The sequence below is a fragment of the Scytonema sp. HK-05 genome, assembly GCF_963872035.1.
GTDB lineage: Bacteria > Cyanobacteriota > Cyanobacteriia > Cyanobacteriales > Nostocaceae > Kalymmatonema.
On sequence record NZ_CAWMYC010000007.1, the window covers coordinates 1 to 26,077 of the forward strand.

At 43.5% G+C, this 26,077-nt stretch carries 27 protein-coding genes; 13 read left to right on the forward strand and 14 right to left on the reverse strand.

The features are described 5' to 3' along the window. Nucleotides 1-459: 459 nt before the first annotated feature. The 5 genes from AACT52_RS02400 to AACT52_RS02420 all read right to left on the reverse strand — a co-directional run bounded on the left by AACT52_RS02400 (nt 460) and on the right by AACT52_RS02420 (nt 3,985). Complete coding sequence (locus AACT52_RS02400) at nt 460-891, reverse strand: type II toxin-antitoxin system VapC family toxin (RefSeq protein ID WP_445263914.1); 432 nt, start codon at nt 889-891, stop codon at nt 460-462. Between the two features lie 230 nt (nt 892-1,121). Then, on the reverse strand, nt 1,122-1,625 hold the full coding sequence (locus AACT52_RS02405) for a MogA/MoaB family molybdenum cofactor biosynthesis protein (RefSeq protein ID WP_073635950.1): 504 nt from the start codon (nt 1,623-1,625) through the stop codon (nt 1,122-1,124). Nucleotides 1,626-1,735: 110 nt separating this feature from the next. Next, on the reverse strand, nt 1,736-2,071 hold the full coding sequence (psb28, locus tag AACT52_RS02410) for a photosystem II reaction center protein Psb28 (RefSeq protein ID WP_073635951.1): 336 nt from the start codon (nt 2,069-2,071) through the stop codon (nt 1,736-1,738). A gap of 104 nt (nt 2,072-2,175) precedes the next feature. Further along, the gene (dtd, locus tag AACT52_RS02415; RefSeq protein ID WP_073635952.1) at nt 2,176-2,628 is read right to left on the reverse strand and encodes a D-aminoacyl-tRNA deacylase; all 453 of its coding nucleotides are present in this window, start codon (nt 2,626-2,628) and stop codon (nt 2,176-2,178) included. A gap of 214 nt (nt 2,629-2,842) precedes the next feature. Continuing rightward, nucleotides 2,843-3,985: a CobW family GTP-binding protein gene (locus AACT52_RS02420; RefSeq protein ID WP_073635953.1), complete on the reverse strand. Its 1,143-nt coding sequence runs from the start codon at nt 3,983-3,985 to the stop codon at nt 2,843-2,845. Nucleotides 3,986-4,224: 239 nt separating this feature from the next. Between AACT52_RS02420 and cysS the strand changes: the two genes are divergently transcribed. The 4 genes from cysS (at nt 4,225) to AACT52_RS02440 (ending at nt 9,008) form a co-directional block, all read left to right on the forward strand. Further along, nucleotides 4,225-5,667: a cysteine--tRNA ligase gene (gene cysS, locus AACT52_RS02425; protein WP_073635954.1), complete on the forward strand. Its 1,443-nt coding sequence runs from the start codon at nt 4,225-4,227 to the stop codon at nt 5,665-5,667. A 58-nt stretch (nt 5,668-5,725) separates the two neighbouring features. Next, the gene (locus tag AACT52_RS02430; protein WP_337251827.1) at nt 5,726-5,941 is read left to right on the forward strand and encodes a four helix bundle protein; all 216 of its coding nucleotides are present in this window, start codon (nt 5,726-5,728) and stop codon (nt 5,939-5,941) included. A 191-nt stretch (nt 5,942-6,132) separates the two neighbouring features. After that, nucleotides 6,133-7,575, forward strand: a complete 1,443-nt coding sequence (locus AACT52_RS02435; protein ID WP_073635955.1) for a TldD/PmbA family protein — start codon at nt 6,133-6,135, stop codon at nt 7,573-7,575. Between the two features lie 89 nt (nt 7,576-7,664). Continuing rightward, nucleotides 7,665-9,008 carry a TldD/PmbA family protein gene (locus tag AACT52_RS02440; protein WP_073635956.1) on the forward strand — a complete coding sequence of 448 codons (1,344 nt, stop codon included), beginning with the start codon at nt 7,665-7,667 and terminating at the stop codon, nt 9,006-9,008. 51 nt (nt 9,009-9,059) lie between these two features. On the opposite strand, the gene AACT52_RS02445 is transcribed toward AACT52_RS02440, so the two are convergent. From AACT52_RS02445 to coaD, 4 genes are all read right to left on the reverse strand, one after another. After that, on the reverse strand, nt 9,060-9,194 hold the full coding sequence (locus AACT52_RS02445) for a hypothetical protein (RefSeq protein WP_272937145.1): 135 nt from the start codon (nt 9,192-9,194) through the stop codon (nt 9,060-9,062). Beyond that, complete coding sequence (locus AACT52_RS02450) at nt 9,191-9,442, reverse strand: hypothetical protein (RefSeq protein WP_073635957.1); 252 nt, start codon at nt 9,440-9,442, stop codon at nt 9,191-9,193. Before AACT52_RS02450 ends, AACT52_RS02445 begins: the two co-directional genes overlap by 4 nt. A 215-nt stretch (nt 9,443-9,657) precedes the next feature. Beyond that, nucleotides 9,658-10,353 carry a DivIVA domain-containing protein gene (locus AACT52_RS02455; RefSeq protein ID WP_233154205.1) on the reverse strand — a complete coding sequence of 232 codons (696 nt, stop codon included), beginning with the start codon at nt 10,351-10,353 and terminating at the stop codon, nt 9,658-9,660. Beyond that, complete coding sequence (gene coaD, locus AACT52_RS02460; RefSeq protein ID WP_073635970.1) at nt 10,245-10,814, reverse strand: pantetheine-phosphate adenylyltransferase; 570 nt, start codon at nt 10,812-10,814, stop codon at nt 10,245-10,247. The genes AACT52_RS02455 and coaD overlap by 109 nt, the downstream gene beginning before the upstream one ends. A 460-nt stretch (nt 10,815-11,274) precedes the next feature. Here coaD and lgt point away from each other — a divergent pair, with 460 nt between their 5' ends. Both lgt and cobM read left to right on the forward strand, forming a co-directional pair. Further along, nucleotides 11,275-12,147, forward strand: a complete 873-nt coding sequence (gene lgt, locus AACT52_RS02465; protein ID WP_073635959.1) for a prolipoprotein diacylglyceryl transferase — start codon at nt 11,275-11,277, stop codon at nt 12,145-12,147. Nucleotides 12,148-12,324: 177 nt separating this feature from the next. Next, nucleotides 12,325-13,134: a precorrin-4 C(11)-methyltransferase gene (cobM, locus tag AACT52_RS02470; RefSeq protein ID WP_073635960.1), complete on the forward strand. Its 810-nt coding sequence runs from the start codon at nt 12,325-12,327 to the stop codon at nt 13,132-13,134. A gap of 85 nt (nt 13,135-13,219) precedes the next feature. Here cobM and AACT52_RS02475 read toward each other — a convergent pair whose 3' ends face one another. Further along, a complete protein-coding gene (locus tag AACT52_RS02475) occupies nt 13,220-14,782 on the reverse strand; it encodes an OmpA family protein (RefSeq protein ID WP_073635971.1) in 1,563 nt (520 codons plus the stop codon). Nucleotides 14,783-15,630: 848 nt separating this feature from the next. On the opposite strand from AACT52_RS02475, the gene AACT52_RS02480 reads away from it, so the two are divergent. The 3 genes from AACT52_RS02480 (at nt 15,631) to rlmN (ending at nt 18,782) form a co-directional block, all read left to right on the forward strand. Continuing rightward, nucleotides 15,631-15,984: a phenylpyruvate tautomerase MIF-related protein gene (locus AACT52_RS02480; RefSeq protein ID WP_073635961.1), complete on the forward strand. Its 354-nt coding sequence runs from the start codon at nt 15,631-15,633 to the stop codon at nt 15,982-15,984. A gap of 5 nt (nt 15,985-15,989) precedes the next feature. Further along, complete coding sequence (locus AACT52_RS02485) at nt 15,990-17,471, forward strand: alpha/beta hydrolase family protein (RefSeq protein WP_233154206.1); 1,482 nt, start codon at nt 15,990-15,992, stop codon at nt 17,469-17,471. A gap of 231 nt (nt 17,472-17,702) precedes the next feature. Further along, nucleotides 17,703-18,782 carry a 23S rRNA (adenine(2503)-C(2))-methyltransferase RlmN gene (rlmN, locus tag AACT52_RS02490; protein WP_073635963.1) on the forward strand — a complete coding sequence of 360 codons (1,080 nt, stop codon included), beginning with the start codon at nt 17,703-17,705 and terminating at the stop codon, nt 18,780-18,782. Nucleotides 18,783-18,854: 72 nt separating this feature from the next. On the opposite strand, the gene AACT52_RS02495 is transcribed toward rlmN, so the two are convergent. Next, nucleotides 18,855-19,034, reverse strand: coding sequence for a replication restart DNA helicase PriA (locus tag AACT52_RS02495; protein ID WP_073635973.1), 180 nt, complete (start codon nt 19,032-19,034; stop codon nt 18,855-18,857). A gap of 361 nt (nt 19,035-19,395) precedes the next feature. Here AACT52_RS02495 and AACT52_RS41150 point away from each other — a divergent pair, with 361 nt between their 5' ends. From AACT52_RS41150 to AACT52_RS02505, 3 genes are all read left to right on the forward strand, one after another. Beyond that, complete coding sequence (locus AACT52_RS41150; protein WP_272937146.1) at nt 19,396-19,527, forward strand: hypothetical protein; 132 nt, start codon at nt 19,396-19,398, stop codon at nt 19,525-19,527. A gap of 507 nt (nt 19,528-20,034) precedes the next feature. Next, a complete protein-coding gene (locus AACT52_RS02500; protein ID WP_445263915.1) occupies nt 20,035-20,373 on the forward strand; it encodes a hypothetical protein in 339 nt (112 codons plus the stop codon). A 105-nt stretch (nt 20,374-20,478) separates the two neighbouring features. Beyond that, nucleotides 20,479-20,937, forward strand: coding sequence for a GNAT family N-acetyltransferase (locus tag AACT52_RS02505; protein ID WP_073635964.1), 459 nt, complete (start codon nt 20,479-20,481; stop codon nt 20,935-20,937). A gap of 57 nt (nt 20,938-20,994) precedes the next feature. Here AACT52_RS02505 and AACT52_RS02510 read toward each other — a convergent pair whose 3' ends face one another. The 3 genes from AACT52_RS02510 to uvrC form a co-directional block, all read right to left on the reverse strand. Further along, nucleotides 20,995-21,741: a globin family protein gene (locus AACT52_RS02510; protein ID WP_073635965.1), complete on the reverse strand. Its 747-nt coding sequence runs from the start codon at nt 21,739-21,741 to the stop codon at nt 20,995-20,997. A gap of 391 nt (nt 21,742-22,132) precedes the next feature. Then, nucleotides 22,133-22,624, reverse strand: coding sequence for a hypothetical protein (locus tag AACT52_RS02515; RefSeq protein WP_073635966.1), 492 nt, complete (start codon nt 22,622-22,624; stop codon nt 22,133-22,135). A gap of 444 nt (nt 22,625-23,068) precedes the next feature. Then, nucleotides 23,069-24,946 (reverse strand): excinuclease ABC subunit UvrC, encoded by a 1,878-nt coding sequence (gene uvrC / locus AACT52_RS02520; RefSeq protein WP_073635967.1) that lies wholly within the window; start codon nt 24,944-24,946, stop codon nt 23,069-23,071. 532 nt (nt 24,947-25,478) lie between these two features. On the opposite strand from uvrC, the gene AACT52_RS02525 reads away from it, so the two are divergent. Beyond that, on the forward strand, nt 25,479-25,949 hold the full coding sequence (locus AACT52_RS02525) for a hypothetical protein (RefSeq protein WP_073635968.1): 471 nt from the start codon (nt 25,479-25,481) through the stop codon (nt 25,947-25,949). The last annotated feature ends 128 nt before the right edge of the window (nt 25,950-26,077 follow it).

Here is a 26,077-nt window from a genome sequence, read left to right on the forward strand (position 1 = left end):
TTTTCTTTTTCCATACCATAAGTTGGGGGCTTGTACCTTTTTCTTTCTGGTCAAAATTGTTGAATTTCCTATCTTTAATAATTTACTTTTCATTGCAGAATTCCCTGAAAAAGTAATTTATTTACTGTTCATCATCTTATTTGTCTTCACCAAACCAAGTCGGAATTTGAGAATAAATTCTCCAATAATACGGTGATAACCTATTAAGGTGAAGTTTTTTTCAACACTTAAGTGTAAACGTAAACGGCGTGGCGATAACTTACCCTACAAAACTGATGAATTGTTTGGCTTGAGAGGAAATGTTAGGTTCGCTCGACGATAGTGCCGCTAACAAGATTTGAGATATAGGAATCCGGTTTGATTTGGTGAATCACAAAGTAGAGACAGGGGAACAGAGAACAGGGAACAGTACGAAGCTTCGCAAAAATCTGCGGAGGAATCCTATAGAGCAACCCACGCTTAGACAGTATTTTGTGTCCAGTCTTCCAATACTAAGCCAGGGACTTGCGAGAAATCGCGCTGATTGCGAGTCACTAAAACGCCATTGACTGAGAGTGCGTTAGCGAAGCTTACCGAAGGTATCGCTGCGATGCGCACATCTTTCTGAATTCGATTTTTGCGGAGTGCGGAATGGTGCTTGAGTAGCTGCCGATATTGCGTGTCAGCAGCAGCATCAAAATTTAAGATCCGAACGCTTTGCAAAAAGTCCACCGTTGCCCAGAACCTTGTATAAAGCTCGACTAAATTATTAGCTTGGGAGGGATTGTTGATATTAACAACCCACCCATTAAACAGCTCTTGAACCGTGACAATCGTTACTGCAATATTGGATGACAATTGCGCGGAGCGCACTGCCCCTTGGGCAATCGCCACACCTGAACAATAAGTCAAACTTATGAAATACCAGGAAGCTAAACATCTCAAAACAGCAGAATTTAAACGGTTCTGGGGTGTCAAACCACAGACATTTGAGAAAATGGTTGAAACAATCTCATCGCAAGTTTGTATAATTATGAACTTCACATCTCTTGCAAGTGCTATAAGGAAACCTTATTCAAAAGCGATAGCGAGCGCAGATGAAAAACTGTTGAGTTTTCGCCTTCCCGACTTTTGCAAGAGGTCTATTTACGCATCTGTCCAACTAGGTGAACGAGTTCTGGCAAAATCAACTTTTCCATCGCCAGTCGCACTGCATTACTCGAACCAGGAAGGGAAAAGATAAGTTTCTGTTGATAGATACCTGCAACAGCGCGAGATGCAATAGCTCGCGAACCAATTTCTTGATAACTTAAAAAGCGGAACAACTCACCAAAGCCAGGCAGAGTTTTTTCCAGCAACTTTTCAATAGCATCGTAGGTGGTATCCCTCGGCGCAATACCTGTGCCTCCATTGAAAATCACAACATCCAAATTTGGATGCTCACCCAGCATTTGCATCTGAGTTCTAATCAGTAAGGGTTCATCTTTGACAATCGTGTAAGCTTCTACTGCATGATTGGCATTGCCAAGTAATTCTTGAATCAGCTGACCACTTTTGTCTGTTTCTTTTGAACGTGTATCGCTGACAGTGACGACAGCACAACTTACCGCTATGCCAGGGGAATCTGGGTGAGGAATGTGCGTCATAAGTAAACTATAGAGTTTTTGTTATTAGTCATTTGTTCGTTGTTTTGTGTTAGTTGTTGGTTGTCTTGCTAACGACCAACCACTAACACTAATTAATAACTAATAACTGCTTAAGATTTACTGAATTCCAGACCGTTGTCTTCAGCATACCTTTGCATGAACCGCATAAAGCGCTCCCAGTCGTCTTTCGATCTCATCACGTAAACGGCTTCTAATGCTTCTGGTTTGCCGTTAATGAATTTACCCTTAACTTCGCGGGTGACAATTTCTCCTTCTTCGTCAATTAAGTACATCCCAGTGATTTCCTCGGTGCTGGTGCTCTCTAAAGCTTTGGGATTTTGGAAGATAAACGTCGCTGTTGCGCTGTCACCCGTCTTTGATCGCGTCAGGCGCACGTCTGGAACTACATCTTCGGTTATACCTCTGGAAAACTGAATTTGAGCCATGTTGAGTGAATTTAAACTTTTATTATCGGTAGTTTAATATTCTCTCACCATTTAGTACCTGGCAGTCTAGCTGCCGCTGAGATTTTTATTTTCAGTATAAACCCTTATGTTGCTTCTCGCTGTAGTAACAAAGTAACAGGACCATCATTCTCAATAGAGACTTGCATCATAGCCCCAAATTGACCTGTTTCCACTCGTAAACCACTTGAGCGTAACTTGTCAACAAAGCGGTTATATAACTCTTGTGCTATTTCAGGATCAGCTGAACGGTCAAAAGACGGACGGCGACCTTTGCGACAGTCGCCGTAAAGCGTGAACTGACTTACTACCAGCAATTCGCCACCAATTTCTAGTACAGATTTTTGCCAACGGTCACCCTCTTCTTCATCGGGAAACAGCCGCAATTCCAGACACTTACGCACCATCCAGTCAAGTTCAGCATCAGTATCAGTATCGGCAATACCAACGAGCAAGTTTAGCCCTCGTCCAATTTTACCGACTATTTCACCGTTCACAGTCACTTGAGATGATTTGACTCGCTGGATAATGACGCGCATTCCTATTTTGGATTGTGGATTGGAATTTCAAGTCTCTACTTATCTACCGCTACGACTGATTTACTTGACGTATTTGCTTTATCTACAAAGGCTTTCAGGCATAAAAAGTGCCTGAAAGTTCTAAAGTCCCATTAGGACAATAAGTGGCACCACTTAAAAAGTGCATTCCCAGGTGGAACCTGGGAACGAGTCGAACGAGTCGAATGACTAATAATTATTTCCCGAAACCTTTGCCGCGAGTGGTTGAAGGAAGACAAACGCAGTTTTCCAGTTGTTGTCGTAAAGCCTGATGATCTAAATTTTGACCAATAAGCACCAACTGGTTTTTCTTCTCACCTTTCCACTCATCATCATCCAAAGTGAAACGCTTACCACAAAGGTGGAAAATATGACGTTTGGGACTTTCATCAAACCACATAATCCCCTTTGCTCGGAAGACTGTTTCAGGTAGCTGGTTATCTAGAAAATACTGAAACTTCCTAATCGCAAAAGGCTTGTCGCTCTGAAAGGATATCGAGGTGAAACCATCATTTTCTAAATGGTCAGAATGATGGTGATGTTCGTGATCATGGTCATGGTCATGGTCATGACCGCATTCAGAGTGGTCATGATCGTGGTGGTGATGATGTTCATGTTCATGTTCATGTTCATGCTGATCATGGTGATGGTCATGATCATGCTTATTAGCAGCATCATTAAAGTACTTATCTGTCTCAAACAGACCAACGCTGAGAATTAAGGGTAGTGGCACTTGCGAGCGGTTAGTGCGAATAATTCTCGCTCCTTCCTTAACTTCGCGAATTTTTGCTTCCAGCGTCTCTAACTCTGCTTGAGAAACTAAATCTGTTTTGTTGAGCAGAATCACATCACCATAGGCAATTTGACTGTAAGCTGCCTGAGAATTGAATAAATCTAGGCTGTAGTTTGCCGCGTCTACGACTGTAATGATTGAATCCAGACGGGTTAAGTCCCGTAACTCCGTGCCGAGAAATGTCAGCGCAACTGGTAGCGGATCTGCCAGTCCAGTTGTTTCGACAACGAGATAATCTATCTTGTCTTGGCGTTCCAGAACTTTGTAAACGGCATCTACTAAATCAGTGTTAATGGTGCAGCAGATACAACCGTTACTCAGCTCCACCATATTATTATTATCGTCAGTGGAGATAATTAACTCATTGTCGATGCCTATTTCGCCAAATTCATTCACTAAAACAGCAGTTTTCAGTCCCTGCTGATTAGTCAGGATATGATTAAGTAAAGTCGTCTTACCGCTACCAAGAAATCCAGTAATAATTGTTACTGGCAATCCTTGTTTCGGTGCATCTATTGATTTCGATTCGGAACTAACTGCTTGCATAGCGATGCTGTGAAAAAGTCAAAATAGAAGAATGTAGCGCACAGAGTACAGAAAACACTAGCATAGGGATGCTGGTATTTCATCCCAGCCCTTCTCCTTCAGAGAGGCTAGCACGTTGGCTTAGCCTGTCCGTAGGACTTACAAGTTCCCAGTCGCCGTGAGAGCGGGAGACTCTCCAGCAGCGCTGTGTCACTGCCCTCCCCTATTATTACGTATCTCTATTTCAGTAACACTTGGTTATGACCCTAACTGTTTACAATACACTCACCCGTCGCCAAGAACCTTTTGAAACCGTCGAACCCGGAAAAGTTAAGATGTATTACTGCGGCGTGACAGTGTACGACTACTGCCATTTGGGTCATGCTAGAGCTTGCATCGTTTGGGATGTCGTGCGTCGGTACCTGCAATTTCTTGGTTATCAAGTGCGCTTCGTCCAGAATTTTACCGATATTGACGACAAGATACTGAACCGAGCACGGCAAGAACATTCATCAATGGAAGCTGTCTCTGAATTCTATATTAAAGCGTATTTTGAGGATATGAGGCGGCTGGGGATTAAGGATGCTGATGAGTATCCCCGTGCAACTCATACGATCAATGGCATTGTGGGGCTGATTCATGAATTAGAAAATAAAGGCTTCGCTTACCCGGCTGACGGAGATGTTTACTACGCAGTGCGCCAGTTTTCTGAGTATGGGAAACTTTCTGGACGCAGATTAGAAGATATGCAGGCAGGAGCCAGCGAACGGGTGAATGTGGATGACCCAGAGTATCAGAAGAAAAGAGACCCGTTTGACTTCGCTTTGTGGAAAGCAGCAAAACCAGGAGAACCCGCTTGGGAATCACCTTGGGGTCAAGGTCGTCCGGGATGGCATATTGAATGTTCGGCTATGGTGCGCGATCGCCTTGGCGAAACGATAGACATTCACGCTGGCGGTGAAGACTTAAAGTTTCCCCACCATGAAAATGAAATCGCTCAATCAGAAGCTGTCACAGGAAAACCACTGGCGCGTTACTGGCTGCACAACGGCATGGTAAAGGTGGATGGTGAAAAAATGTCCAAGTCTTTGGGCAACTTTATCACGATTCGGGAGTTGCTGGATCGAGGAGTTGACCCGATGGTGGTGCGGTTGTTTGTCCTTGGGGCGCACTATACTAAACCGATTGACTTTACCGATGAGGCGATCGCCGACAAGACAAACAGTTGGCAAACTCTCAAAGAAGGTTTACTCTTCGGCTACGAATACAGCGAAAAACTCGGATGGGAAGAATCATCCAAAATTGAAAATTCCTACGTTGAGCGTTTCCAAGAAGCTGTCAATGATGACTTTAATTTTTCTGGTGGGTTACCTGTGCTGTTTGAATTAGCCAAGGAACTACAACGCCAGAGAAATATTTTAGTACATGAGGGAAAAACCGAGACATCAAGTGCAGAACTACAAAGCAAGTGGCAAACTCTTGTCACATTAGCTCAAGTTCTGGGTTTAGAAGCCAAGATGTCAGCTCAAACACCGCAAAATGACGGTATAAGCGATGCGGAAATTGAGGCATTGATTCAGAAAAGGCAGGAAGCGCGCAAAGCCAAGAATTTTGCCGAAAGCGATCGCATTCGTGACGAACTACAAGCACAAGGTATTACCCTAATTGATAGCCGTGAAGGCACCAGATGGCACCGCAGTTAAAAATTGAAAATTCGCTCATTCGCTCGTTCAAAATTAATAATGAAATTCAAAATGCAAAATGACGAGTACAAATAAAGCAATTACAGATAGGACGTTTGAGTTTGCTATCCGCATTGTTAAACTTTGCAAGGTACTAGATGAAAGTCCGGGAGTAGTGCAAACACTCTCCAAACAGTTGATCAAGTCTGGAACGTCAATTGGGGCAAATGTCGAAGAATCTCAATCAGCACAGAGTACAGCCGATTTTATTAACAACCTAGAAATTGCTTTATAAAGAGGCAAAGGAAACCAGATACTGGATAAGACTTTTGATTGCGACTGAATTAATGCCATAAAGTCGTTTATTATCTGTTCTAGGGGAAATTAACGAACTTATTAAGATAATTGCTGCTATCGTCGTTAAAACCAAGCAACATCATCAAAAATGATTTTTTTGAACTTTGAATGCGTGAATTTTGAATTGTTATGTGGTCTGAACTTACAAAAGCGATCGCTCAAATAAATATACCTGCTGATTGGGTCGGTATTAGAGCCGTAAAAGATACTTCATATAACCGTCATTTCCGTGACGGTATACCCCAAAGCAACGGTAAATCTTCCACTACCGGAGCTATGCTCGAAGTCATGGTAAACGGCTGTATAGGCTATGGAGCTACCAATTCGCTGCAACTGCAAGATTTGCAATCTGCTGCTGAAAAAGCGTATAAACAAGCACTTGCAGCAAGTGAATGGTGGATATATCCATTTAACGCGGTGAGAGAGCGTCCTAAAGTAGTTGGTCAGTATACTTCGCCGTTTCTTGAACCCTTGGATGCTCTTAGTCCAGGGGAAATCAACGATTTACTTGTCCGCATTTGCCAAACCCTAAAAGTCTCTGACCAAATTGTACAAACCACAGTAGTTGCTAGCATCAGCGAAAGGGAAACTTGGTTTGTCAGCAGCAACGGCTCTGAGGTGTATCAAAACTTCATGTTTTTTAGCACTCATTACGGAGCTACAGCACAAGATGGCGCGATTGTTCAGCAACGCACCAACAACGGCTGGCAGGCAAATTGTTACCAAGGTGGGCTGGAACTTTTTCAAGAACCAGACTTATGGCAGCGGGTACAACAAATTGGTGAACAAGCAGTAGAACTGTTGACAGCAGAAGAATGCCCAACTACGCGTACTAATCTGGTGTTAGCGCCAGACCAGATGATGCTACAAATCCACGAAAGCGTGGGGCATCCCGTAGAAATCGACCGAATTTTGGGAGATGAGCGCAATTACGCCGGAGGAAGCTTCGTCAGTCAGAGTGATTTCGGCACTTTGGTATATGGCTCTCCCGCAATGAATATTACCTTTGACCCCACAGTACTGGGTGAATTTGCTAGCTATGGCTTCGATGATACGGGTGCTGTGGCAACGCGGGAGTATTTAATCAAAGAAGGCGTTCTCCTGCGAGGTTTGGGCAGTCTGGAAAGCCAAGCAAGAGCAGGCGTACCAGGTGTTGCTTGTGCGCGTGCTAGCTCTTGGAATCGACCACCAATTGACCGCATGGCAAACTTGAATTTAGAGCCAGGGGAAACCTCATTTGAGGAAATCATTGCTGGAATAGAACACGGTGTTTACATGGAATCCAATCGCTCCTGGTCGATTGACGATCGCCGCTATAAATTTCAGTTTGGTTGCGAGTACGCTAAATTGATTGAAAACGGCAAACTCACCAAAACCCTCCGCAATCCCAACTATAGAGCCACGACTCCAGAGTTTTGGCACAGCTTAGTAAAAGTAGGAAACTCCTCCACTTGGGAGATGTATGGTACTCCGTTTTGTGGTAAAGGAGAACCAAACCAAGCGATTTCGGTAGGTCATGGTTCACCCACTTGTGTATTTGCTAACGTTGAAGTTTTTGGCGGCGGCGGTTGAAGAAGACAAAGGGATAAGGAGAGCCATTCTTCTCTCCCCACCTCCCCACCTCCCTATTTCCCTGATCTCCCCCTCGATTTGCAATGCCCATGAAACACGAAGAACTATCTGCCTTAGAAGTCAGCTTTAACCAACTGATTGACACTCTTCTAGATAAGAAAGAAGATGAACAATTCACAGTGAAACTCAGCAGTGAACGCAGTCAATTTACTCGTTTCAATCATGCCAAAGTGCGACAAACAGGTTGTGTGGCTGATGGTTGGATTGAACTGACTTTAATGCAAAATCAGCGTAGTAGTTCTCGGCAATTTCCCTTTACTGGAAATTGGGAAAAAGATTGGACTTTGGCATATCAAGCTTTGCAAGAACTACGCGAAGAACTTCCCCAGTTACCCGTAGATCCATATCTAGTATTACCATCAGGCACAAATACCAGTCGAGAAGTGCATTCTGGGAACTTATTGGCTGATGAAGTTGTCGTGCCAACGGTGCTAGAACAGGTTGCAGAATTAGATTTTACAGGTATATACGCTGGGGGAGTTGTTATTAAAGCTTATGCCGATTCCAGCGGTCAAAAACATTGGTTTAGTACTGATACTTTTACATTAGACTATTCTATATTCACGACCGAAGGACAAGCCGTTAAAGGAACTTTCGCAGGTAGTGATTGGAATTATGAAGCTTATGCAGCTAAAATTAGCGATGCCAAAAGACAACTCAAATTGCTTTGTCGTCCTGTAAAAGAATTACCACGGGGTCAGTACAAAACTTACTTTGCGCCAGCAGCGGTTGCTGATTTATTAGCCATGCTTTCTTGGGGAGGTGTCAGTGAAGCTGATTTACAACAAGGGGGCAGTGCTTTAGCTTTACTGTGGCGCAAAGAAAAGCAGTTGTCTAAAGCATTTTTTGTGAAAGAAAACTTTCAACGAGGGTTGGTGCCGCGATTTAATGAATTAGGAGAAATGGCAGCACCAGAATTGCCTTTAATTGAAAAGGGAATTTTGGTAAATACGCTGGTAAATTCTCGCACGGCAAAGGAATATCAAAAAACTGCTAACGGTGCTAATAGTTATGAGTCGTTACGTGCGCCAGAAGTGAGTCCGGGGAATTTAAGATTTGAGGGAATTCTTCCTAGTTTAGATACGGGTTTGTATGTCTCTAATTTACATTACTTGAATTGGAGCGATCGCCCCACAGGAAGAATTACAGGTATGACGCGTTATGCTTGTTTTTGGGTGGAAGGCGGCGAAATCATCGCTCCTATTGAAAATTTGCGTTTTGATGAAAGTCTCTATCGTTTTTGGGGAGAAAACTTGATAGATTTGACCAACTTTCAAGAGTTTATTCCTGAAGTTGGAACCTACGATAGTCGCCAACTTGGAGGCTGTATGGTTCCCGGTATGTTGGTAGAGGATTTTACATACACCTTGTAGTGACGCTCAATATCGTTAATTAGTCAGAACCGAGCGAAATTCAAGTTAGAGCTAACTAGACCGAACCAGGCTAGAGATTGCTTGCACCAACACCCCTGGATCTATTGGCTTAGAAATGTGCTTTTGAAAACCTGCTGCAAGAGCTTGTTGCTGATTCATCTCACCAGCATAGAGGTGTCTGCTCACGCTGATTTTACCCGAATTTCAGAAATAACCGAGGTAGCAGGAAACTGCTTTTGAAAAGACTCTGCTAGCTTGGCATTGATGAGTCTTAGTATTTTTCCAAACTTTTCTACTTCTTCGGGTGTTAGATTGAATTGCGCTAAATCTACTATTGCTTCACCTTGAACCACAACAAGGTCATTAGTGTCTGTAATCTGGACAGCAATGAGGAGGTCTTCAACTGCAACCAAATTTTGTGAATAAATTTCCATATGATGTTAGCGGGAAAGTAAGACCCCCCAATGAAAAGTATGGGGGTTAAACTCATATGCAAGAAACGTTAACTTTAAGTGTTGCAGGCATTACATTGTTTAACTTCCTACTTTTGGCACATTAACATCAACTAAATTCTTAAAAGCAGAAACTTTCAACCGAGTCAACATAATATCCTTCTCTTGGAACCGAAAGTGTTGCAATTTACCTGCGCCTATTTCTTCTTGGGAAATTGAGAATTATCGTCTAAAGAGGAGTCTGGTAGTAATTGTTGGCGTCCGTTGCGAATAACTCGCAACATATCCTGAAGATTCTGCTCAATATTTTCTAGGACGCTATCAGCGTAGTCATCAGCTCCCTGTTCAATTGCCTCTGCTTCTGCAATTGCCTGACGCCGCATTTCCTCTATTTCTTGTTGGCAAGCGCGTCGTTTGCGGTCAATTTCTTCGAGGGTTTCTTGCAGCATTTCGTCACATTCTTGTTGAACTTGTCGCCGCAGTTCGGCGGCTTCGTGTTCTGCTTGTCTGATGATGTCGCTTTCATCCAAAATTTGCGATCGCTTGGCTTGCGCTGCATCAACAATTTGTTGCCCGTACTCTTCCGCTTGTAGGAGAATTTCCTCCTTTTGTTGGATGATTGCTGCTGCTTCTTGAAAAGCTTCAGGTAAACAAAGCCGTATTTCATCTAGCTGATCCAGCAGCTTGTCTTCATCCACTAACGTGCGTCGCGTCAGTGGAATGTTGAAACCGGCAAGAATCATCTCCTCCAAGCGGTTGAGTTCCTGCTGAATGTCTACGCTTGCTATTCGCGTAGCGTCTCCGTCGTAGGAGATTCCATCGGCAAACTCTTGCGGGGGGGGATTACTTCCGTTTTGATTTGGTTCGATACCGGACTGTTTTGGGCGTAGCATTGGGAAATATCCAGGGCAACGTGCGGGGGAACAAGATGATCGACAGAGCCACCAAACTTAGCAATCTCTTTTACCACACTACTACTTAAAAAACTATACTCATTTGATGTTGCTAAGAAAACTGTTTCTATTTGATGAGAAAGGGTTTTATTTGTGTGAGCCATCTGAAGTTCTACTTCAAAGTCTGAAATTGCTCGTAAACCCCGCAGTAGCACTTGCGCTTTCCGCATTTGGGCATAGTTTACGGTTAAACCATCAAAGGCATCTACCTCTACATTAGCTAGATGTTTTGTAGATAGACGAATCTGTTCTAGCCGTTTTTGCACTGTAAACAGTGGATTTTTGTTAGGATTACGCACGACAGCGACAATCACGTGGGCAAACAAGCGACTGCCACGTTGGATGATGTCAAGGTGTCCTAAGGTGATAGGATCGAAGCTTCCTGGATAAATGGCAATCACAATCACAGATGCCTCAAAGTTGTTTAGGTGATTATATCCAACCACTACTGGTTGGGAGCAACAAAGTGCAAGTTTTCATTGAAAAATCTAGGATATTTGTCTTTGGTAAACTCTGTTGCACCTAGTGCCATACTCTTATTTATCTACCCTAAAAATAAAGTTCTTGAGAAATACACTGCCTATGCTGCCTTCTTTGCCCACAGCGATTTAAAATCAATGCTGTCGACCATACAACAATTTTTGACAAAGTCAAGAGTAGGAATTTTGGATTTTGGATTGAATATAGAATTTAAAATCACCTCGCTATTGCCTTTAATCCGGGAGCATCCCACGCTCTGTGGTGCTTACGCGTACCAAGTGTGCGTACGCATACCTGGGGAAGAGTGAGTTCGCCATCTCGCTCTTAACAAGCACAAGTCAAATGTATATTAGCTTTTTATAGTCTTCTAGGTAGTTTTGCATGGCACTGGATTTTTCCACCTTGCCCCTGGCATTTCAATTCACTTCTCCAGGACCGATTCTGGTGAAAATAGGACCGTTAACTATCCGTTGGTATGGGCTTTTGATTGCTACAGCAGTCTTGATTGGCGTTACGCTTTCCCAGTTCTTGGCAAAGCGCCGTAACGTTAATCCAGACTTGATCAGCGATTTGTCAATTTGGCTGGTTCTTGGGGCAATTCCAGCAGCACGCTTATATTACGTTTTGTTTCAATGGTCAGAATACGCCCAGCATCCAGAGCGGATTATTGCTATTTGGCAAGGAGGCATTGCGATTCATGGAGCAATTATCGGTGGCGTTGTCGCAGCACTAATTTTTGCCAAAATTAAGCAGATTTCTTTCTGGCAATTGGCTGACTTGGTGGCTCCGTCACTGATTTTAGGGCAGGCAATTGGACGGTGGGGCAATTTCTTTAACTCTGAGGCTTTTGGTAGTCCCACGAATTTACCTTGGAAGCTGTCTATTCCACCAGAACATCGTCCCCCAGAATTGGCTAATTTTGAGTACTTCCATCCCACTTTTCTCTATGAATCTCTGTGGGATTTAATGGTATTCGCCTTGCTGATCACTTTATTTTTTAGGAGTTTATCGGGCAAACCAGCTTTGAAAACAGGTACGCTGTCTCTCGTTTATTTGGCAGCTTACAGCTTAGGACGCCTGTGGATAGAAGGTTTTCGCACGGATAGTTTGATGCTTGGACCGCTACGGATAGCACAAGTCGTGAGTTTACTGGGGATCGTCTTTGGTTTCGCTGGGTTAGCTTGGCTTTATATAGCTAAACGCCCTTTACCAGATGTCGTTTTCACCCCGCAGGGAGATGCAGAGAGGAGGTAAGCACATGAGAAGAAGGAGGACTCTTGACTCAAAAATAAAAAATGCCCCAGAGTTATCTCCAGGGCTTAACCAGGGTGCATCTACCAATACACTCTTCTAGAAGGAGGGGTTCTATCCGGAAAGATACTGAGAATATGCCAAAAAAAATTTTTTTGAGGAATTGCTATCTGTTGGCGTATGCATGAATATACTAGCCTAACGAGTCACAAAAAAACTTATAAAGCTTTAGAACCTGCTGTGTATATCGTGGGTGCAGGTCCTGGAGATCCAGATTTATTAACAGTCAAGGCACAGAAACTGTTAGAAAGCGCCGATGTGATTTTATTTGCTGATTCCTTGGTACCTCAACAAATTTTAGAAATTTGCCGCGAAGATGCCCAGATTATTCACACTGCCAACAAGACTTTAGAAGAGATTTTGCCAGTCATGATAGAACGAGTGCGATCGGACAAATCTGTCGTTCGTCTCCATTCTGGTGATCCCAGTCTCTACAGCGCCATCCACGAGCAAATGCATCTTTTGGCAGAGGCAGAAATCCCTTTTGAAGTCATACCAGGCATCAGTGCCTTTCAAGCCGCAGCCGCTAAACTCAAAGTAGAACTCACTGTTCCCGGTTTAGTCCAAACAATCATACTCACGCGCATCAGCGGACGTACAGAAGTCCCTGCAAGCGAGGAATTAGCAACGCTCGCAGCCCATCAGGCTAGCCTATGTTTATATCTAAGTGCGCGTCACGTTGAAGCAGCCCAAGCCAAACTCCTCGAACACTACAATGCCGAAACACCAGTGGCTATTTGCTATCGATTAGGGTGGAGTGATGAAAAAATTAGGGTTGTTCCCCTCAATCAAATGGCAGACTGTACTCACGAAGAAAATCTGATTCGGACTACGCTTTACATAGTCAGCCCTGCACTCTCGCAAGCATCAGCGCGCTCTCGTTTATATCATCCGGAACACAGTCATCTGTTTCGCTCTTCTCACCATTAAAAGATGCTCCTGCTGTCATTATTTTTGATATTTATTTGCAGTTGCTTATCGCCCCGGCGTGGCGATCCTACTTTTTTTGACTCTCCTAATTGACGCGAACTAGGTGAATTTCTGTGCGTTGATTGCGTTGGTCTTTGGGAGCAACGCTAGGTAGTGGTCTCGGTGAGCCTTCGCTTACAGCTATAATTTTATGCTTGAGACCCCGCGATCGCAGATAGTTAGCTACTGCCTGTGCTTGTTGTTCACTAATGGTTTGGTTAATGTTATCATCGCCAAACTTAGAGGTATGACCAATCACTCTGACAGCAACAGTTTTCTCGTTGAATTCTGCAATTTGCTCAGCCAGCTTATTCAGGGTTTGCTTACCCTCATCTGTTAGTTCCGAGGAGTTAGTTGCAAATTTGATTTCTCCTTGTACTTGCAAGTTACCGATACCAGGAGCAGTTTTAATCTTGTCAGCATCGACAGTAGAAGCAAAAGTTTTCTCTGTTTTGCCTTCCAGTTTCTCTGTTAGTTCCAGGTTATCAGCACGCACCAAGTCAATCAGCTTTTGCGTATTAGTTGTCGCCTTAGCAATGAATTCAGAGGTATACAAATCCTTGGGGTTTTGGGGAACCTGATTCAGTTTGCCTGTCAGCGCCAGCACCGCTGCTGTAGAGCGAATTCGCTTCTCTAGAGTTCCATCTACGAACCACTTTTGGGCTTCAACGGAGGTAAAAAACTCTATACCCTGCAAAACTGCCGCTGCGTCAGTTGTAGATAATTTGCCATCCGCAGCAATTTGCGCCTGCAACTGGTTCGGGGTGCGGACACTCACATCTATGTGGCGGTAGTAAACTCCGAGTAATTCTGAAATCTTCTGTGGTTGAGACTGGATGAGACGGTTGGAAGCAACAACCACATCTACAATTGCTTCCGGTGCATCCTTGCTAGATAATATGACCTTGTACCCTTTGTGCCGCGCTTGAGTGACAAAAGGTTCCCAAATAACGGCTACTGCTATATTTTTATTGGGATCTTGCAACAGCTTCCAAGCATCAGAAGCATCTTGCACTTTAGTTATTTGGAAGTCTGACAGCTTAAACGCCTCAAATTTGCTACTCACAATCAGTTGCAACAGGTACTCGCTGGGGGTATCGCCAGCAAAGCTAATTCCTAACTGCTGTCCCTTTTGTTGTGCTTGCAGTACCAACTGAGTCAGATCCATCAGCGACTTCAGATTGGGATACTTTTTAGTATTTAAAACAACTGCATCTGCACCTACAGTACGGTCAATCAACCCGATAATTTTTCCCTCGGGCTTTTGTTTGAGAAACTGATCTAGAGTCGTTACCAGTAAGTCAGCTTCTCCCTTATTCAAACGCTGAGCTCTTTTAGCCTGATCAAACTCATCTTCATAACGCAGGCTTAACCCAACTTCTTCCACTGCCGTCTGAAACGCTGCACTACCGAAAGTACTGTAACCACTGAAGGTGTCTCCCAAAATGGTAAATGGAACTTTCTCGGATGTATTTTCTGTTTGATTTTCTACACCTTTAATCAATTTGGAACTAAGTTGATCTGTCAACACAAAAGTAATCCAGCCTATCACACCAAACGTTATGCCAACACCCAAGAACCATGCAACCGGATTGTCAGACTTACTCATACCCAAAAATGTTGAATCTTCAGAAGAATTGCAAAAAAAACTTAAAAATCTGATCAGGAAAAAAATAAAAACTTTACTTGACACAAATGATTTGGCTTGGGACAAAGACGCTTTTGTACTTAAGGTAATACCGTAAGAATTTAGTTGATAAGTAGGCCGGTACAAATAAAGTTAACTCGTTAAGGCAGTCATTAGTCATTAGTCATTAGTAAGGGTTGGCGGCGTTTTTACATTTCTTAACTAGCTGGTGTTTATTTCCACCTATCTACTTAGTCTTAGCCAGAACTTACGCATAGACCAAAAATTGATTATGTAGCTTGAGCCCAATCTTCGGTTGAAACTCTTTTTTAAGATGTATGAGTTCGTCTCAATTACAACTTTCCAGTTGAGAATACATATAAAAACTGAGAAATTAATGAGGATTTTGTAAATTTTTTGAACAAAAACCCGTTCAGTTGCAGTTCACTTAATGCACGTAATTTTCTCTTTGTAAAGTGCTTAAGTCCTATTAGCATTTCTTAATTCCACAATGTAGGCATCCAAAATTCCTATTGCCTACTTCCTCCTGAACTGGTGCACTGACTCAAACTCAAATTCCAATCACTTACCCGTTTTGGCAAAAAAGTAATAATCGTAACATGAGGGTTGATTTGGCGAACATTTGCTCTACAGCTAATATCAATCCTAGCGTGGGATTCGGTTGCAGCCACCCTACTTTGTCCCCCTATCTGTTAAAGAAGAAGAGTAGGGAAGTAGGGGAAGTGGAGGGAGGATCACGCCACCTCAGCATCCTCTGTGCCTCCGCAGTTCGGTAAACTTAACAATGTGAAACTGATAAGAGAAATACTATGCCTCTAGTTAAAGTCCAAACTTCTGTATCTGCTCCTCTGGGAGAAGAAGTTGAAGCAATGCTCAAAAGCCTATCAGCTAAACTAGCCAAGCATACTGGAAAACCCGAATCCTACGTGATGACGGCTTTTGAAGCAGGAGTACCTATGACATTTGGTGGCACGACAGATCCAGTCTGTTACATCGAGGTTAAAAGTGTCGGTACTATGAAGCCAGACCAAACCCAGGCTATGAGTCAGGACTTTTGCCAAGAGGTTAACAAAGCGCTGGGTGTGCCTCAAAATCGCATTTATATAGAGTTTGCTGATGCCAAAGGCGCAATGTGGGGTTGGAACGGCACAACTTTTGGTTAGTTTTTTTGTATTTGACCCGTTCTTTACAACTAAATGGGAAAAGATTTCAGATTTTGGTTTGTGCGATTGGGCAAAGCGCGATCGCACAATCGGTTGGAACACAGCAGTGCATTGTGCGGTCGTGTGCCTTGGCTTGGATGAGAACTGCAAGACTGAAAACTGACCAGATGCAAAAGTTTCGAGAATCTGCTATCACCGTCGGTGCGATCGCTGTTCTAAGTGTTCAGCCTTTGTTTACCCAAATTGAACCACTCTTAGCGCAGCCAGCGCAATTGCAACCAAAATCGACAAATCGAGCTTCAAGCTTCCGGTTGCCTGCTCCCACTGGTTCTTACCAAGTAAGCACAACGGCTTACTACTTGGTTGATACCTCCCGCAAAGAGATTTACAGCACTGAAGTCTACGATCTGCGGACACGAAAACCGATTACAACCCCACCGCCGACGGATCGCCGTGAGTTGATGGTCTATGTTTGGTATCCTACGAATGCTAAGCCGGGAGCAAGCACTGCCCCTTACATGGATGAGGGCTTTGCGCTAGCTGCTGCTGAAGGCATGGGACGTGATTTTGGAGTATCGTCTGACCAATTCGTCCAATCAGTTACCCAAACCATTCAAACTAACGCTGTTCCAAAGGTGGCGATTGCGAATGCCTCGAAACGCTATCCAGTTGTCATTTTGTCGCCTGGTTTTGGCTCGACACCCAAATTTTATACAACACAACTCGAACAACTTGCCAGTCATGGTTATGTAGTCGTTGCGATTAATCCCACTTATGAGGTGCCAGTCCTGTTTCCGGACGGACGAGTGATCACTCAATCAACAGTCTTCAATTTCTCCAAAGCTGATCAAGCGAAAATTCAGCGTACCTTTAACCAAGCAGTTGAAATTCGGGCAAAGGATGTTAGCTTTGTGCTCAATGAGTTAAATCGCCTCAACATCAAAGACGCTCAAGGACTCTTCAGCGGACGTTTAGATTTAAATCGAGTCGGTATTTTCGGGCATTCGTTAGGTGGAGATACGGCTATCGAGGCAGTCTGGCGCGATCGCCGATTAAAAGCGGGAATCAACATGGACGGTGGCAGCTATGGCAAGCTTTTGGGCAGTGGAAATAAGGACAGATTGGATAGCCCATTCCTGCTGATGTCTCATGATGGTAGCGATCAGGCGCTGCAATCGTTTTATCAACGGCTAAGAACGAATGCCTATAGCCTGACGCTCAAAGGTAGTAAGCACAATACGTTCATAGATTTTGGGGTAATACTACCCGCATTTTCAGCGAATTCAACAACTCAGGCAGAATCTCGAATCAAGCAAGCCCTTGGCTCAATTGAACCTCAACGGGCAGCCAAAATCATCAATGTTTACACATTAGCATTCTTTAATAAATATCTCAAAAATCAGCGTGAACCTTTACTTGACAGAGGTTCATCTGATTACCCAGAGGTGCTATTGGAATCTCGTGGAAAGCTGTCTAACAAGTTTTAAGTAGACTCTTCACTAGACTTCTTGCAAAAATACGATTTATGAATTTTTGAACTACAGATAAACATAGATAAATATCGGTGTTCATCTGTGTCCGTCTGTGGTTTAATTTCAAAAAAATTGACTGCATGCAAGAGTTCTACTGTTCCAGTGGTGAAAACCACAATTATAAACCCAAGCAATAGGAACAGCGATCGCCTACCATAAAGATCCAAGGCGAATTTCTTAACTACCATGTCTGCTAAGTCTGTCTCTGTACTCCCCTCCCCTAAAACTCATATTCCACAACAACCAAACATCTCTATTCCACCGCTATTAGGGGCAAGTGTAGAGGAGTTAACGGCTTGGGTGCATGATCAGGGACAACCAGCTTACAGGGGAAAGCAACTGCACGATTGGATTTATCAAAAGGGAGTGCGTACTCTCTCGGATATCTCTGTGTTCTCCAAACAATGGCGTGCTGAAGTTGCAGAAATTCCCATCGGGCGTTCAAAAATACACCATCGCTCTGTAGCTCCCGATGGTACTGTCAAATATCTTTTACAACTAGCAGATGGTCAAATTATTGAATCTGTGGGTATTCCTACAGAAAAGCGCTTAACGGTTTGCGTTTCTAGCCAGGTGGGTTGCCCAATGGCGTGTGATTTCTGCGCTACTGGTAAAGGAGGCTACAAGCGCAATCTTGCCCGCCATGAAATTGTGGATCAGGTGTTGACGGTTCAGGAAGATTTCCAGCAGCGAGTGAGCCATGTGGTGTTTATGGGCATGGGTGAACCGTTGTTGAATACAGATCATCTGATCGGAGCTATCCAATCCCTAAATAAAGATGTAGGTATTGGACAGCGCAATCTCACTGTCTCTACTGTTGGAATACGCGATCGCATTCGCCAGTTGGCTCAGCACCAGTTGCAAGTCACTCTTGCTGTCAGTCTCCATGCTCCCAACCAAACACTACGAGAACAACTGATTCCCAGCGCCCGCACCTATCCTATTGAAGATTTGCTGGCTGAATGTCGCGAGTATGTGGAAATGACTGGACGCCGTGTCAGTTTTGAATACATTCTCCTTGCTGGCGTCAATGATTTGCCAGAACACGCATTGGAATTGGCAAAACGTTTGCGGGGATTCCAGAGCCATGTCAATTTGATTCCATACAATCCCATTACAGAAGCAGACTACAAACGCCCTAACCAAAACCGAATTCAAGCTTTTGTTAAAGTCCTTAAGCAGCAACAAATCGCGGTTAGTGTTCGCTACTCGCGTGGTTTAGAAGCGGATGCTGCTTGTGGACAACTGCGGGCAAGTAAGAAATAGCAGGAGAAGGGAATTAGGGGAGATGAGCCAGATAAGGGAGCAATATCCCCCTCATCCTCCTCTGGTGCTCAATTAATGCGGTGCATGAATACCAGGAGCATAAGCCTCAATAACTTTGCCAGTACGCGTGCAATTGATCATCAAGTAGTCACAGATTGGGCATTGCGTTCGAGTCAGTTGACTATCAGATAAATAATGCCTTTCACCTTCGCTACCACAGTTCGGGCAGCGAATTTTTTGTACTATCTGCATTTTTAAACCCTGGAATTTCATGATTTTTTTTGAAAAAACGCTTTCTTCAACTTGTAAATCTTTTAGACTGGCATAATTGAACAAGCGATAATAATTTATCGCTTAAATTAACACAAAATTAGGTGTTCTTTTTCATTTATATTTTCTTAATTATCCTTACTATGAAGGTATATGCTATCCAACTGAGGATATATAAATTATCTCTAGAGGTTCAAGTTTCATCAGAAATCGCATGATCCCAAACCCTAATACTTTGAGACTGCCTTATTTGTAGTCATAACAACTTTGTTTTTTTGCTATAAGCCATGTCAGCTTTTTTAAAAGGTGATATTTGCAGCAAACAGGTAAAAACTCAATAATTATGGATAATAGCAACCGTGAGTCGCTCTTTATGCAGCGAAAGCAACTCATGTCCTCTGTGGCAAATATTAGCCCTTTGCGAGTCTACTCTTTCCTAATGAGTAAACCCGGACAAGCAGAACCCATAAGTTAATGGCTCTATTCTGTAGGTCTATCCAAAAAGTATTAGTTAAAAACTAACTCTATCCTTAGTTTTAGTAACAAAATGTTAAGATTTAGCTTTTATTAATCTTTGTTTACTATTGCTCCGAAAAATAAATCGTGGTAAAAAATAAGCAAAAAATTCCAATTATAGAGATTAACACGATTGCTATGGAAAAAGTCAACCTAATAAGTAGTTAGGCGCACACAACGAACCAAAAAATATGTTTGGTGAACACAGAATTCTCCTCATCGGCGGATCATCTCATGTGGGTAAATCGACCCTTGCCCAGTCTCTGGCCTCTCATCTGGGATGGAACTACCGTTCCACAGACAAACTAGCTCGCCATCCTGGACGTCCGTGGCAAGCAAAACCAAAGAAAGTTCCAAATCACGTAGCGGATCATTATCTATTACTGTCAGCCGATGAACTTATCACTGACGTCCTTCGTCATTACAGAGAAAATGTGTGGCCGCTTATCGAAGATATTGTCACAGATTGGTACTGGAGGGTTCGGCTTTATTGCCAGATCTTGTAAATACTCTGAACTTTGAAAACATTGCTGCCATCTGGCTCACAGCCAGCAACGAGTTCATAAGACGAAGAATCTACGCTGCAAGTCATTATGAATCAAAATCCCATAGTGAAAAAATGATGGTTGATAAGTTTTTGGAGCGCAACAATTTATTTAACGATCAAATTATGAACGCTGTCAACCAACTTGGATTGGCAAACGTGGATGTGGAAAATGCACGCAATATGGATGAACTGACGAGCATGTGCCTGTCAGCATTTAAAAAGAAGAACTCCCAAACGCCAACACACGCCGTTGAATGAGCAACTGCTAGGTAGTATACTAAAGGCACTAGTGCTTGGCGACACGCTTGATCATGTTCAAGACGTCTAAAGCATTTGACATACAGAAAGGATTACGCGCATCCAATGTCAGCCATCATCACTCCGGAACGCCCTGACACGTTCGATGCCATCAGCTTAATTACAGAGCTCGAAGCCGTTCTTGAACCCCTTTATCCTCGCGAAAGCCGTCATGGGTTCAGTGTTGACAAGTTGCTTGCCGAGGACGTGGCGTTTTTCCTGCTGCGTGCAAACAAGACGCCGGCGTGTTGTGGCGGCATCAAATTGGTGGGCAATAAGTATGGCGAGATCAAGCGGATGTATGTGCGTCCACAGTTCCGTGGATTAGGCTTCGCAAAGTTGATGCTCAATCATTTGGCAGACTATGCTCATGCTCACAACATCACGTTGCTGCGCTTAGAAACTGGGGTTCACCAGCGAGAAGCAATCGGGCTTTACGAGCGGCTGGGCTTTTACCGCATTCCCCCGTTCGGTTCCTACACCGATGACCCACTCAGCCTGTACTATGAGAAGCGGATCACGTGATGATCACGCTTGCACGATCGCCTAGCAAATGCCTGAAGATGTCCTATCAAATTCTGTTTAGCGAACAATTTTTCCTTCTGGTGTCGTAACTCTCTGTTGTCTTTCCGTCGAGCTGGAATGGTAGTACACAAGCCCAACGCTCAACAAACCAGCTACTACAAAAATGATTGGTAATAACTTCACCTTAACGCTAGAGACAGTAGCAGGAGGCTGCGTTGGAGCAAAGCTTGTCCTGGCTGGGTTGGTTTTCGGCTGCGATACATCCTCTAACTTAGAGGTTTTCTCAGAATCATTTAGGGTAGAGGCAATAGCAGGAGGGTGCGTTGGGACAGAGTTTACTATAGCTATTTTGCTACTCGGCTGAAGTTCATTCTCCAATTTCAGCGCTTGTTCGGGAGACTTCGTCCCTTCTAGCATTATATTGACAATCTCTGCATAGGCATCTGTCCACGCTTGCTTGACTTCTGGCGTCCAATCCGTTCCTAAATAAAATTCAAAAGTTTTTAACAGCGCTGTACCCACCATCGGATAATGTTCCTCGATAGTGGCGTATCTTACATGTCTTTCTCCTAGATCCCTCAGTATAGTCTTTAAGTAAGCAAAGTTCCGTAAATTGTAAATTACCAACACCAAAGTCATCATTAACTTCTTGTCCTGCTCTTGCATATTGGTGTTGGCAAACAACGGCTCAAGCTGAGGATTGTCAGTAAAGAGATTGTAATAGAATCTTGATGCGAACTGTGTGGCGTAAGGTTTAATGCCCGCAAAACTTTTTTCTAAAAGCTTGACATTCAAAGAAGACATAGTACCGTTGGTAGCTCATAAAGTCTGCTTGAGCCAATCTCGCTCTGGATTGACCGAAAACTGAACGGTAGGCCATGCCCAGCAGATAAGCTTTAGCCAAACGATGAAAACCGTCCAGCAAGTGTCCTTAGACTTGTTGCATTCATTCCAAAAAAAATGAAGAATTAACCGCAGATGGACGCCGAAGTAGATGGACACAGATGAAATCTGCTTATGCAAGAGGTCTAATTTCTGACTGCGCTGCTAAGAGTGAAAACTCACCACGGACCGATACGCCTTATCCTGTAACCGCCACAATAGTTGCACCCCTACCTGTTCTGCGTCGGTTTTTAGTGGTTCGGACTCTCTCAGTAAAAAGTAACTTTTGCTACTACTACTTATTCCATTGATGTTAATGCTGAATTTCCAAGTTTAGGATGTAGCGTCCCAATTGGACTTTTTCCGCCCACAATTCATATTCCACCCGCAAATTCCTTGGCAGAGGGTGTCCGTCAAGCACCAATATATTAGTAAAATTACGTAAGCTGATTGGTTTGTTTGGTGGCGAGGACTCAGTTGGCAACCAATAACGACTACTGCCAGAAACACCCTGTTTCCAGATGTGACGGTAATTTAACTGAGCGTTACCCTGCATGGTCATAATGACACGGTTAGGGGAAATTTCCAACCACCAGGTTCTGGGACTGGTAGGGGCGATCGCCTCAAGCGCAGTGCCGGAGGCGATGGCCTCTTGGGAGCTTTTATTTGACGGTGCGGTTAACACTAAATGAAATCGATTACTGTCTTTTTGAGACAATCTTGCGGCAGCATCGACTACAGACAAAACTGGCAGGTCTGTGGAAACAAGTGATAGGCACACGGGCTTGCGGTGTTCAGTCAGCATAGGAGTGATAAGGAGTAGGGATGCTTGGACGCAATCAGCTACATCAGAACTGACGCATTCACTATGTGATATTAATTATACCCATATTATTTCTTACCTATGATAGATACTTATAGATACTTTATAAATCTCAAGATAGATGCTGTTTTTAGCTAAATTTTATACTTGAGAATAAAAAATATTTTCATAAATACATTATTTTTTATAAAAAGTAAATAACCCAAAGAGAAAATTAGCAAAAAGCGCTTCCCGTTTAAATCAGACAAGTGAAAACCGCACGACTTGGTGGATTTTCGTCAATGCATATAACCGCCTACTTAATCTGTTCAACTCTCAAATACAGCGCTTTTCGTTTGCATAAACCACAAACCGCACGTTTGGGGTTAAAGCGATTGCTTGGCGCACGCAAGTGTCTCAGGAGTGCGCTTAACGTGCGTCAATACCTCAAGACGGATGGAAATAATCGTAGATTTCTTGAGCTAAACGTGGACCAATACCTGGAACTTCAGCGATTTGTGCGGGTGTTGCTTGCCGAATATAATCAACTGAGCGAAAATGCCCTAAAAGCTGCTTTTGTCGATGGTGTCCCAAACCGGAAATTTCATCTAAACGCGATCGCTTTAATTTATCACTGCGCTGCTGTCTGTGGAAGCTCACGGCGAACCGATGCGCCTCATCTCGCAAGCGCCGCAAAAGTTGCACTCCAGGTTGTTCTGCGTCAGTTTCTAGCGGTTCGGACTCTCCCGGCAAAAAGATCTCCTCTCGCCGTTTTGCCAAACTCACAACTCGCAAATCTTCCAATAAATTCATTTCTTGCAAGACTGCGACAACAGATGACAACTGACCTTTACCACCATCTATCATGACAAGGTCAGGCCAATCCGGATTTCCCACTCGCGCCAGTTGCGGATCTTCGGCATATTTGCGAAAGCGACGCCCAATAACTTCGGCGAGACTGGCAAAATCGTCTGAATGTCCTGTTGTGACTGTGGGATTTTTGATTTTGTAGTGGCGATAGTGCTGCTTGGCTGGTAAACCGTCAATAAACACGACTTGGGAAGCGACTGCATTTGACCCTTGGATATGGGAAATGTCGTAACCTTCGATTCGGTGGGGTAACTCGGGTAAATCGACGATCGCGGCTAAATCTTGCATCGCTTCTTGATTGCGATCACCCAATTTTTGCATTCGTTGCAATTCATATTGAGCATTTCGCTCCACCATTTCAATTAATTCTGCCTTAGTTTGTCGCTGGGGTGCCAAAATCGTCACTTTTCGTCCCTTGCGCCCAGTCAAGACATCCGCTAGTATCTCCCCATCTGGCAATTCGTGCTGTACCAAAATTTCTATAGGAATTTCTACCGAATCAGCAGTTTGATAATGCTCTTCCAACACTCGTTGTAAGATAGCACCAGGTTCAGCATGAGCATCTGCGACAAAAGCAAGGCGTCCGACCAATTGCCCAGCGCGAATCTGGAATAATTGAATGCAGGCGAGTTGTTCGTCCGAGAAGAGTGCAATGGCATCACGGGAAACTGTATCATCTGGTAAAGACACTTTTTGGTCAGCATTGAGCGACTTTAACCCAGCAATTTGGTCACGAATCCGCGCTGCTGACTCAAAGTTCAGTGCTTCTGCTGATTTGTGCATTTGCTGGGTTAGGATATCTATGAGTTCCTGACTTCGACCTTGGAAAACCATCGCTATTTTTTGGACGATTTTGCGGTATTCTTCTGGTAAAATCAGTTTTTGACAGACACCCGGACACCGTCCCAAATCGTAGTTCAAACAAGGACGGTCTTTAAATAACGGTTGAGGACGTTGTCGCAAAGGGAAGATACGCTTGCACAAGCGCAATATCTCCCGCAGTAGGCGAGAATCGGTATAAGGTCCGTAGAATTTATCTTTTTCTTTACCTAGTTGACGTTTACGAGTGATAAAAATACGTGGATAATCTTCTGACCAAGTAATACAGACGTAAGGATATTTTTTATCATCCTTAAGCAGGACATTGAAGTAGGGTTGATGCTGCTTGATCAGGTTGGCTTCCAGCGCCAAAGCTTCGGTTTCGGTATCGGTGACAATGAATTCAATTTCACTTACCTGCTTAACCATTGTGGCGATACGTTCGCTGAGTCTTTGAGAGTCTCGGAAATAAGAACGAACGCGCGATCGCAACTTCCGCGATTTACCTATATATATGATGCGATCGCTGCCATCTCGCATCAAATAAACTCCCGGTTCCGGCGGAATTTCTTGTAGTCGGCGCTCTAGGCGTTCAGGTTCTTTAACAAGTGGTACCGTTTGAGCAGATGTTGTCACAACCAGTGTTTGGTAATTTTACATTTTTTACCTATATCTATTTTAAGGAAAATTACTGTTGTTTTGTGTTCATTTCAGATTTTTTCAATAGATAGGGACATAACTTAATTATTTAGCTTTTCGTCAACAGTTAATCAGGGAAGATTCCCACACCTTCTATGGGATATTTCTCTACATCCTTCATAAGGGAAATTTCCCTTATGTTGAAATTTCTTGTCATCCTGTTAGAGGATATTTTAGAGGTCAAAAAGCTCATTTTCATAAACTATTAATATAGCAGCCCTAAATAATTTGTGAAAAAACAAGAACCCCGACTTCGTAAAAGTTGTCGGGGTTCTGAATAAGGTCAATTTATACGCTAAGCGCAGGCACTTCACACAAATGTGCGGAGGATTGCTATATATTGGTGATGACGCGGTAGGCGTTGACGGCTAGCGCTTAGCGCGTGTTACTAAATTTCTTTTATTGCCAGGCTAAAGTAAAACTGGATAAATTTTTCAGCAATATTTACTAACAACAATAGGACAAAACAATGACTAAAAAATCAAAGAAAAACTTTCGCTCAGAGTGGAGAACGCTAACCGAACTTGGGACTGAATTTGGTAAATCAGCGGTTGCTTTTGGAAAACTTCTTAAAGAACATGGCTTGCGCGATTCTGACGGCGAACCAACAGCCGTAGCCAACGGACTTTTCCAGAGAATTGAAGCCAAGCAAGGCAAACCCTACTACCTGTGGAATCACAAGGGGATTGTTGCATTCCTAGGATCTAAAGGTATCGAGCCAGTAAGTGACTCTAAAGATGCGCTCAAAGATACCGAAGCACGTAAACTAGCGCGTTCCTACATGGAGGCTCAAAAGTTAGATGACGAAGGAGACAAACTTGGCTACATGATGTTAGGCGAGATGGTTGATGACATTAGAAAGATTGGATTGGAACGCTTTAATGCCGCATTAAAAGCAGTTGGTTACAAAGGCGAGCCAGTGACATTGGAAGACTGGTGAATATTTTCAATAGACAAGATTGCATCCGTTTGATTCCATCTGTGTCCACCCCCCTCATTCCCCCCGATGCATTGGGGGGAAGACAGAGGAAAAACTTTTATTTATTGTCCATCTGTGGTTAATTATTC

Coding starts and splice junctions, on each gene's coding strand:
- AACT52_RS02405 (WP_073635950.1), bottom strand. CDS start 1,625: ATGACGCACATTCCTCACCCAGATTCCCCTGGCATAGCGGTAAGTTGT.
- psb28 (WP_073635951.1), bottom strand. CDS start 2,071: ATGGCTCAAATTCAGTTTTCCAGAGGTATAACCGAAGATGTAGTTCCA.
- dtd (WP_073635952.1), bottom strand. CDS start 2,628: ATGCGCGTCATTATCCAGCGAGTCAAATCATCTCAAGTGACTGTGAAC.
- AACT52_RS02420 (WP_073635953.1), bottom strand. CDS start 3,985: ATGCAAGCAGTTAGTTCCGAATCGAAATCAATAGATGCACCGAAACAA.
- cysS (WP_073635954.1), top strand. CDS start 4,225: ATGACCCTAACTGTTTACAATACACTCACCCGTCGCCAAGAACCTTTT.
- AACT52_RS02430 (WP_337251827.1), top strand. CDS start 5,726: ATGACGAGTACAAATAAAGCAATTACAGATAGGACGTTTGAGTTTGCT.
- AACT52_RS02435 (WP_073635955.1), top strand. CDS start 6,133: ATGTGGTCTGAACTTACAAAAGCGATCGCTCAAATAAATATACCTGCT.
- AACT52_RS02440 (WP_073635956.1), top strand. CDS start 7,665: ATGAAACACGAAGAACTATCTGCCTTAGAAGTCAGCTTTAACCAACTG.
- AACT52_RS02450 (WP_073635957.1), bottom strand. CDS start 9,442: ATGGAAATTTATTCACAAAATTTGGTTGCAGTTGAAGACCTCCTCATT.
- AACT52_RS02455 (WP_233154205.1), bottom strand. CDS start 10,353: ATGCTACGCCCAAAACAGTCCGGTATCGAACCAAATCAAAACGGAAGT.
- lgt (WP_073635959.1), top strand. CDS start 11,275: ATGGCACTGGATTTTTCCACCTTGCCCCTGGCATTTCAATTCACTTCT.
- cobM (WP_073635960.1), top strand. CDS start 12,325: ATGCATGAATATACTAGCCTAACGAGTCACAAAAAAACTTATAAAGCT.
- AACT52_RS02475 (WP_073635971.1), bottom strand. CDS start 14,782: ATGAGTAAGTCTGACAATCCGGTTGCATGGTTCTTGGGTGTTGGCATA.
- AACT52_RS02480 (WP_073635961.1), top strand. CDS start 15,631: ATGCCTCTAGTTAAAGTCCAAACTTCTGTATCTGCTCCTCTGGGAGAA.
- rlmN (WP_073635963.1), top strand. CDS start 17,703: ATGTCTGCTAAGTCTGTCTCTGTACTCCCCTCCCCTAAAACTCATATT.
- AACT52_RS02495 (WP_073635973.1), bottom strand. CDS start 19,034: ATGCAGATAGTACAAAAAATTCGCTGCCCGAACTGTGGTAGCGAAGGT.
- AACT52_RS41150 (WP_272937146.1), top strand. CDS start 19,396: ATGGATAATAGCAACCGTGAGTCGCTCTTTATGCAGCGAAAGCAACTC.
- AACT52_RS02505 (WP_073635964.1), top strand. CDS start 20,479: ATGTCAGCCATCATCACTCCGGAACGCCCTGACACGTTCGATGCCATC.
- AACT52_RS02510 (WP_073635965.1), bottom strand. CDS start 21,741: ATGTCTTCTTTGAATGTCAAGCTTTTAGAAAAAAGTTTTGCGGGCATT.
- AACT52_RS02515 (WP_073635966.1), bottom strand. CDS start 22,624: ATGCTGACTGAACACCGCAAGCCCGTGTGCCTATCACTTGTTTCCACA.
- AACT52_RS02525 (WP_073635968.1), top strand. CDS start 25,479: ATGACTAAAAAATCAAAGAAAAACTTTCGCTCAGAGTGGAGAACGCTA.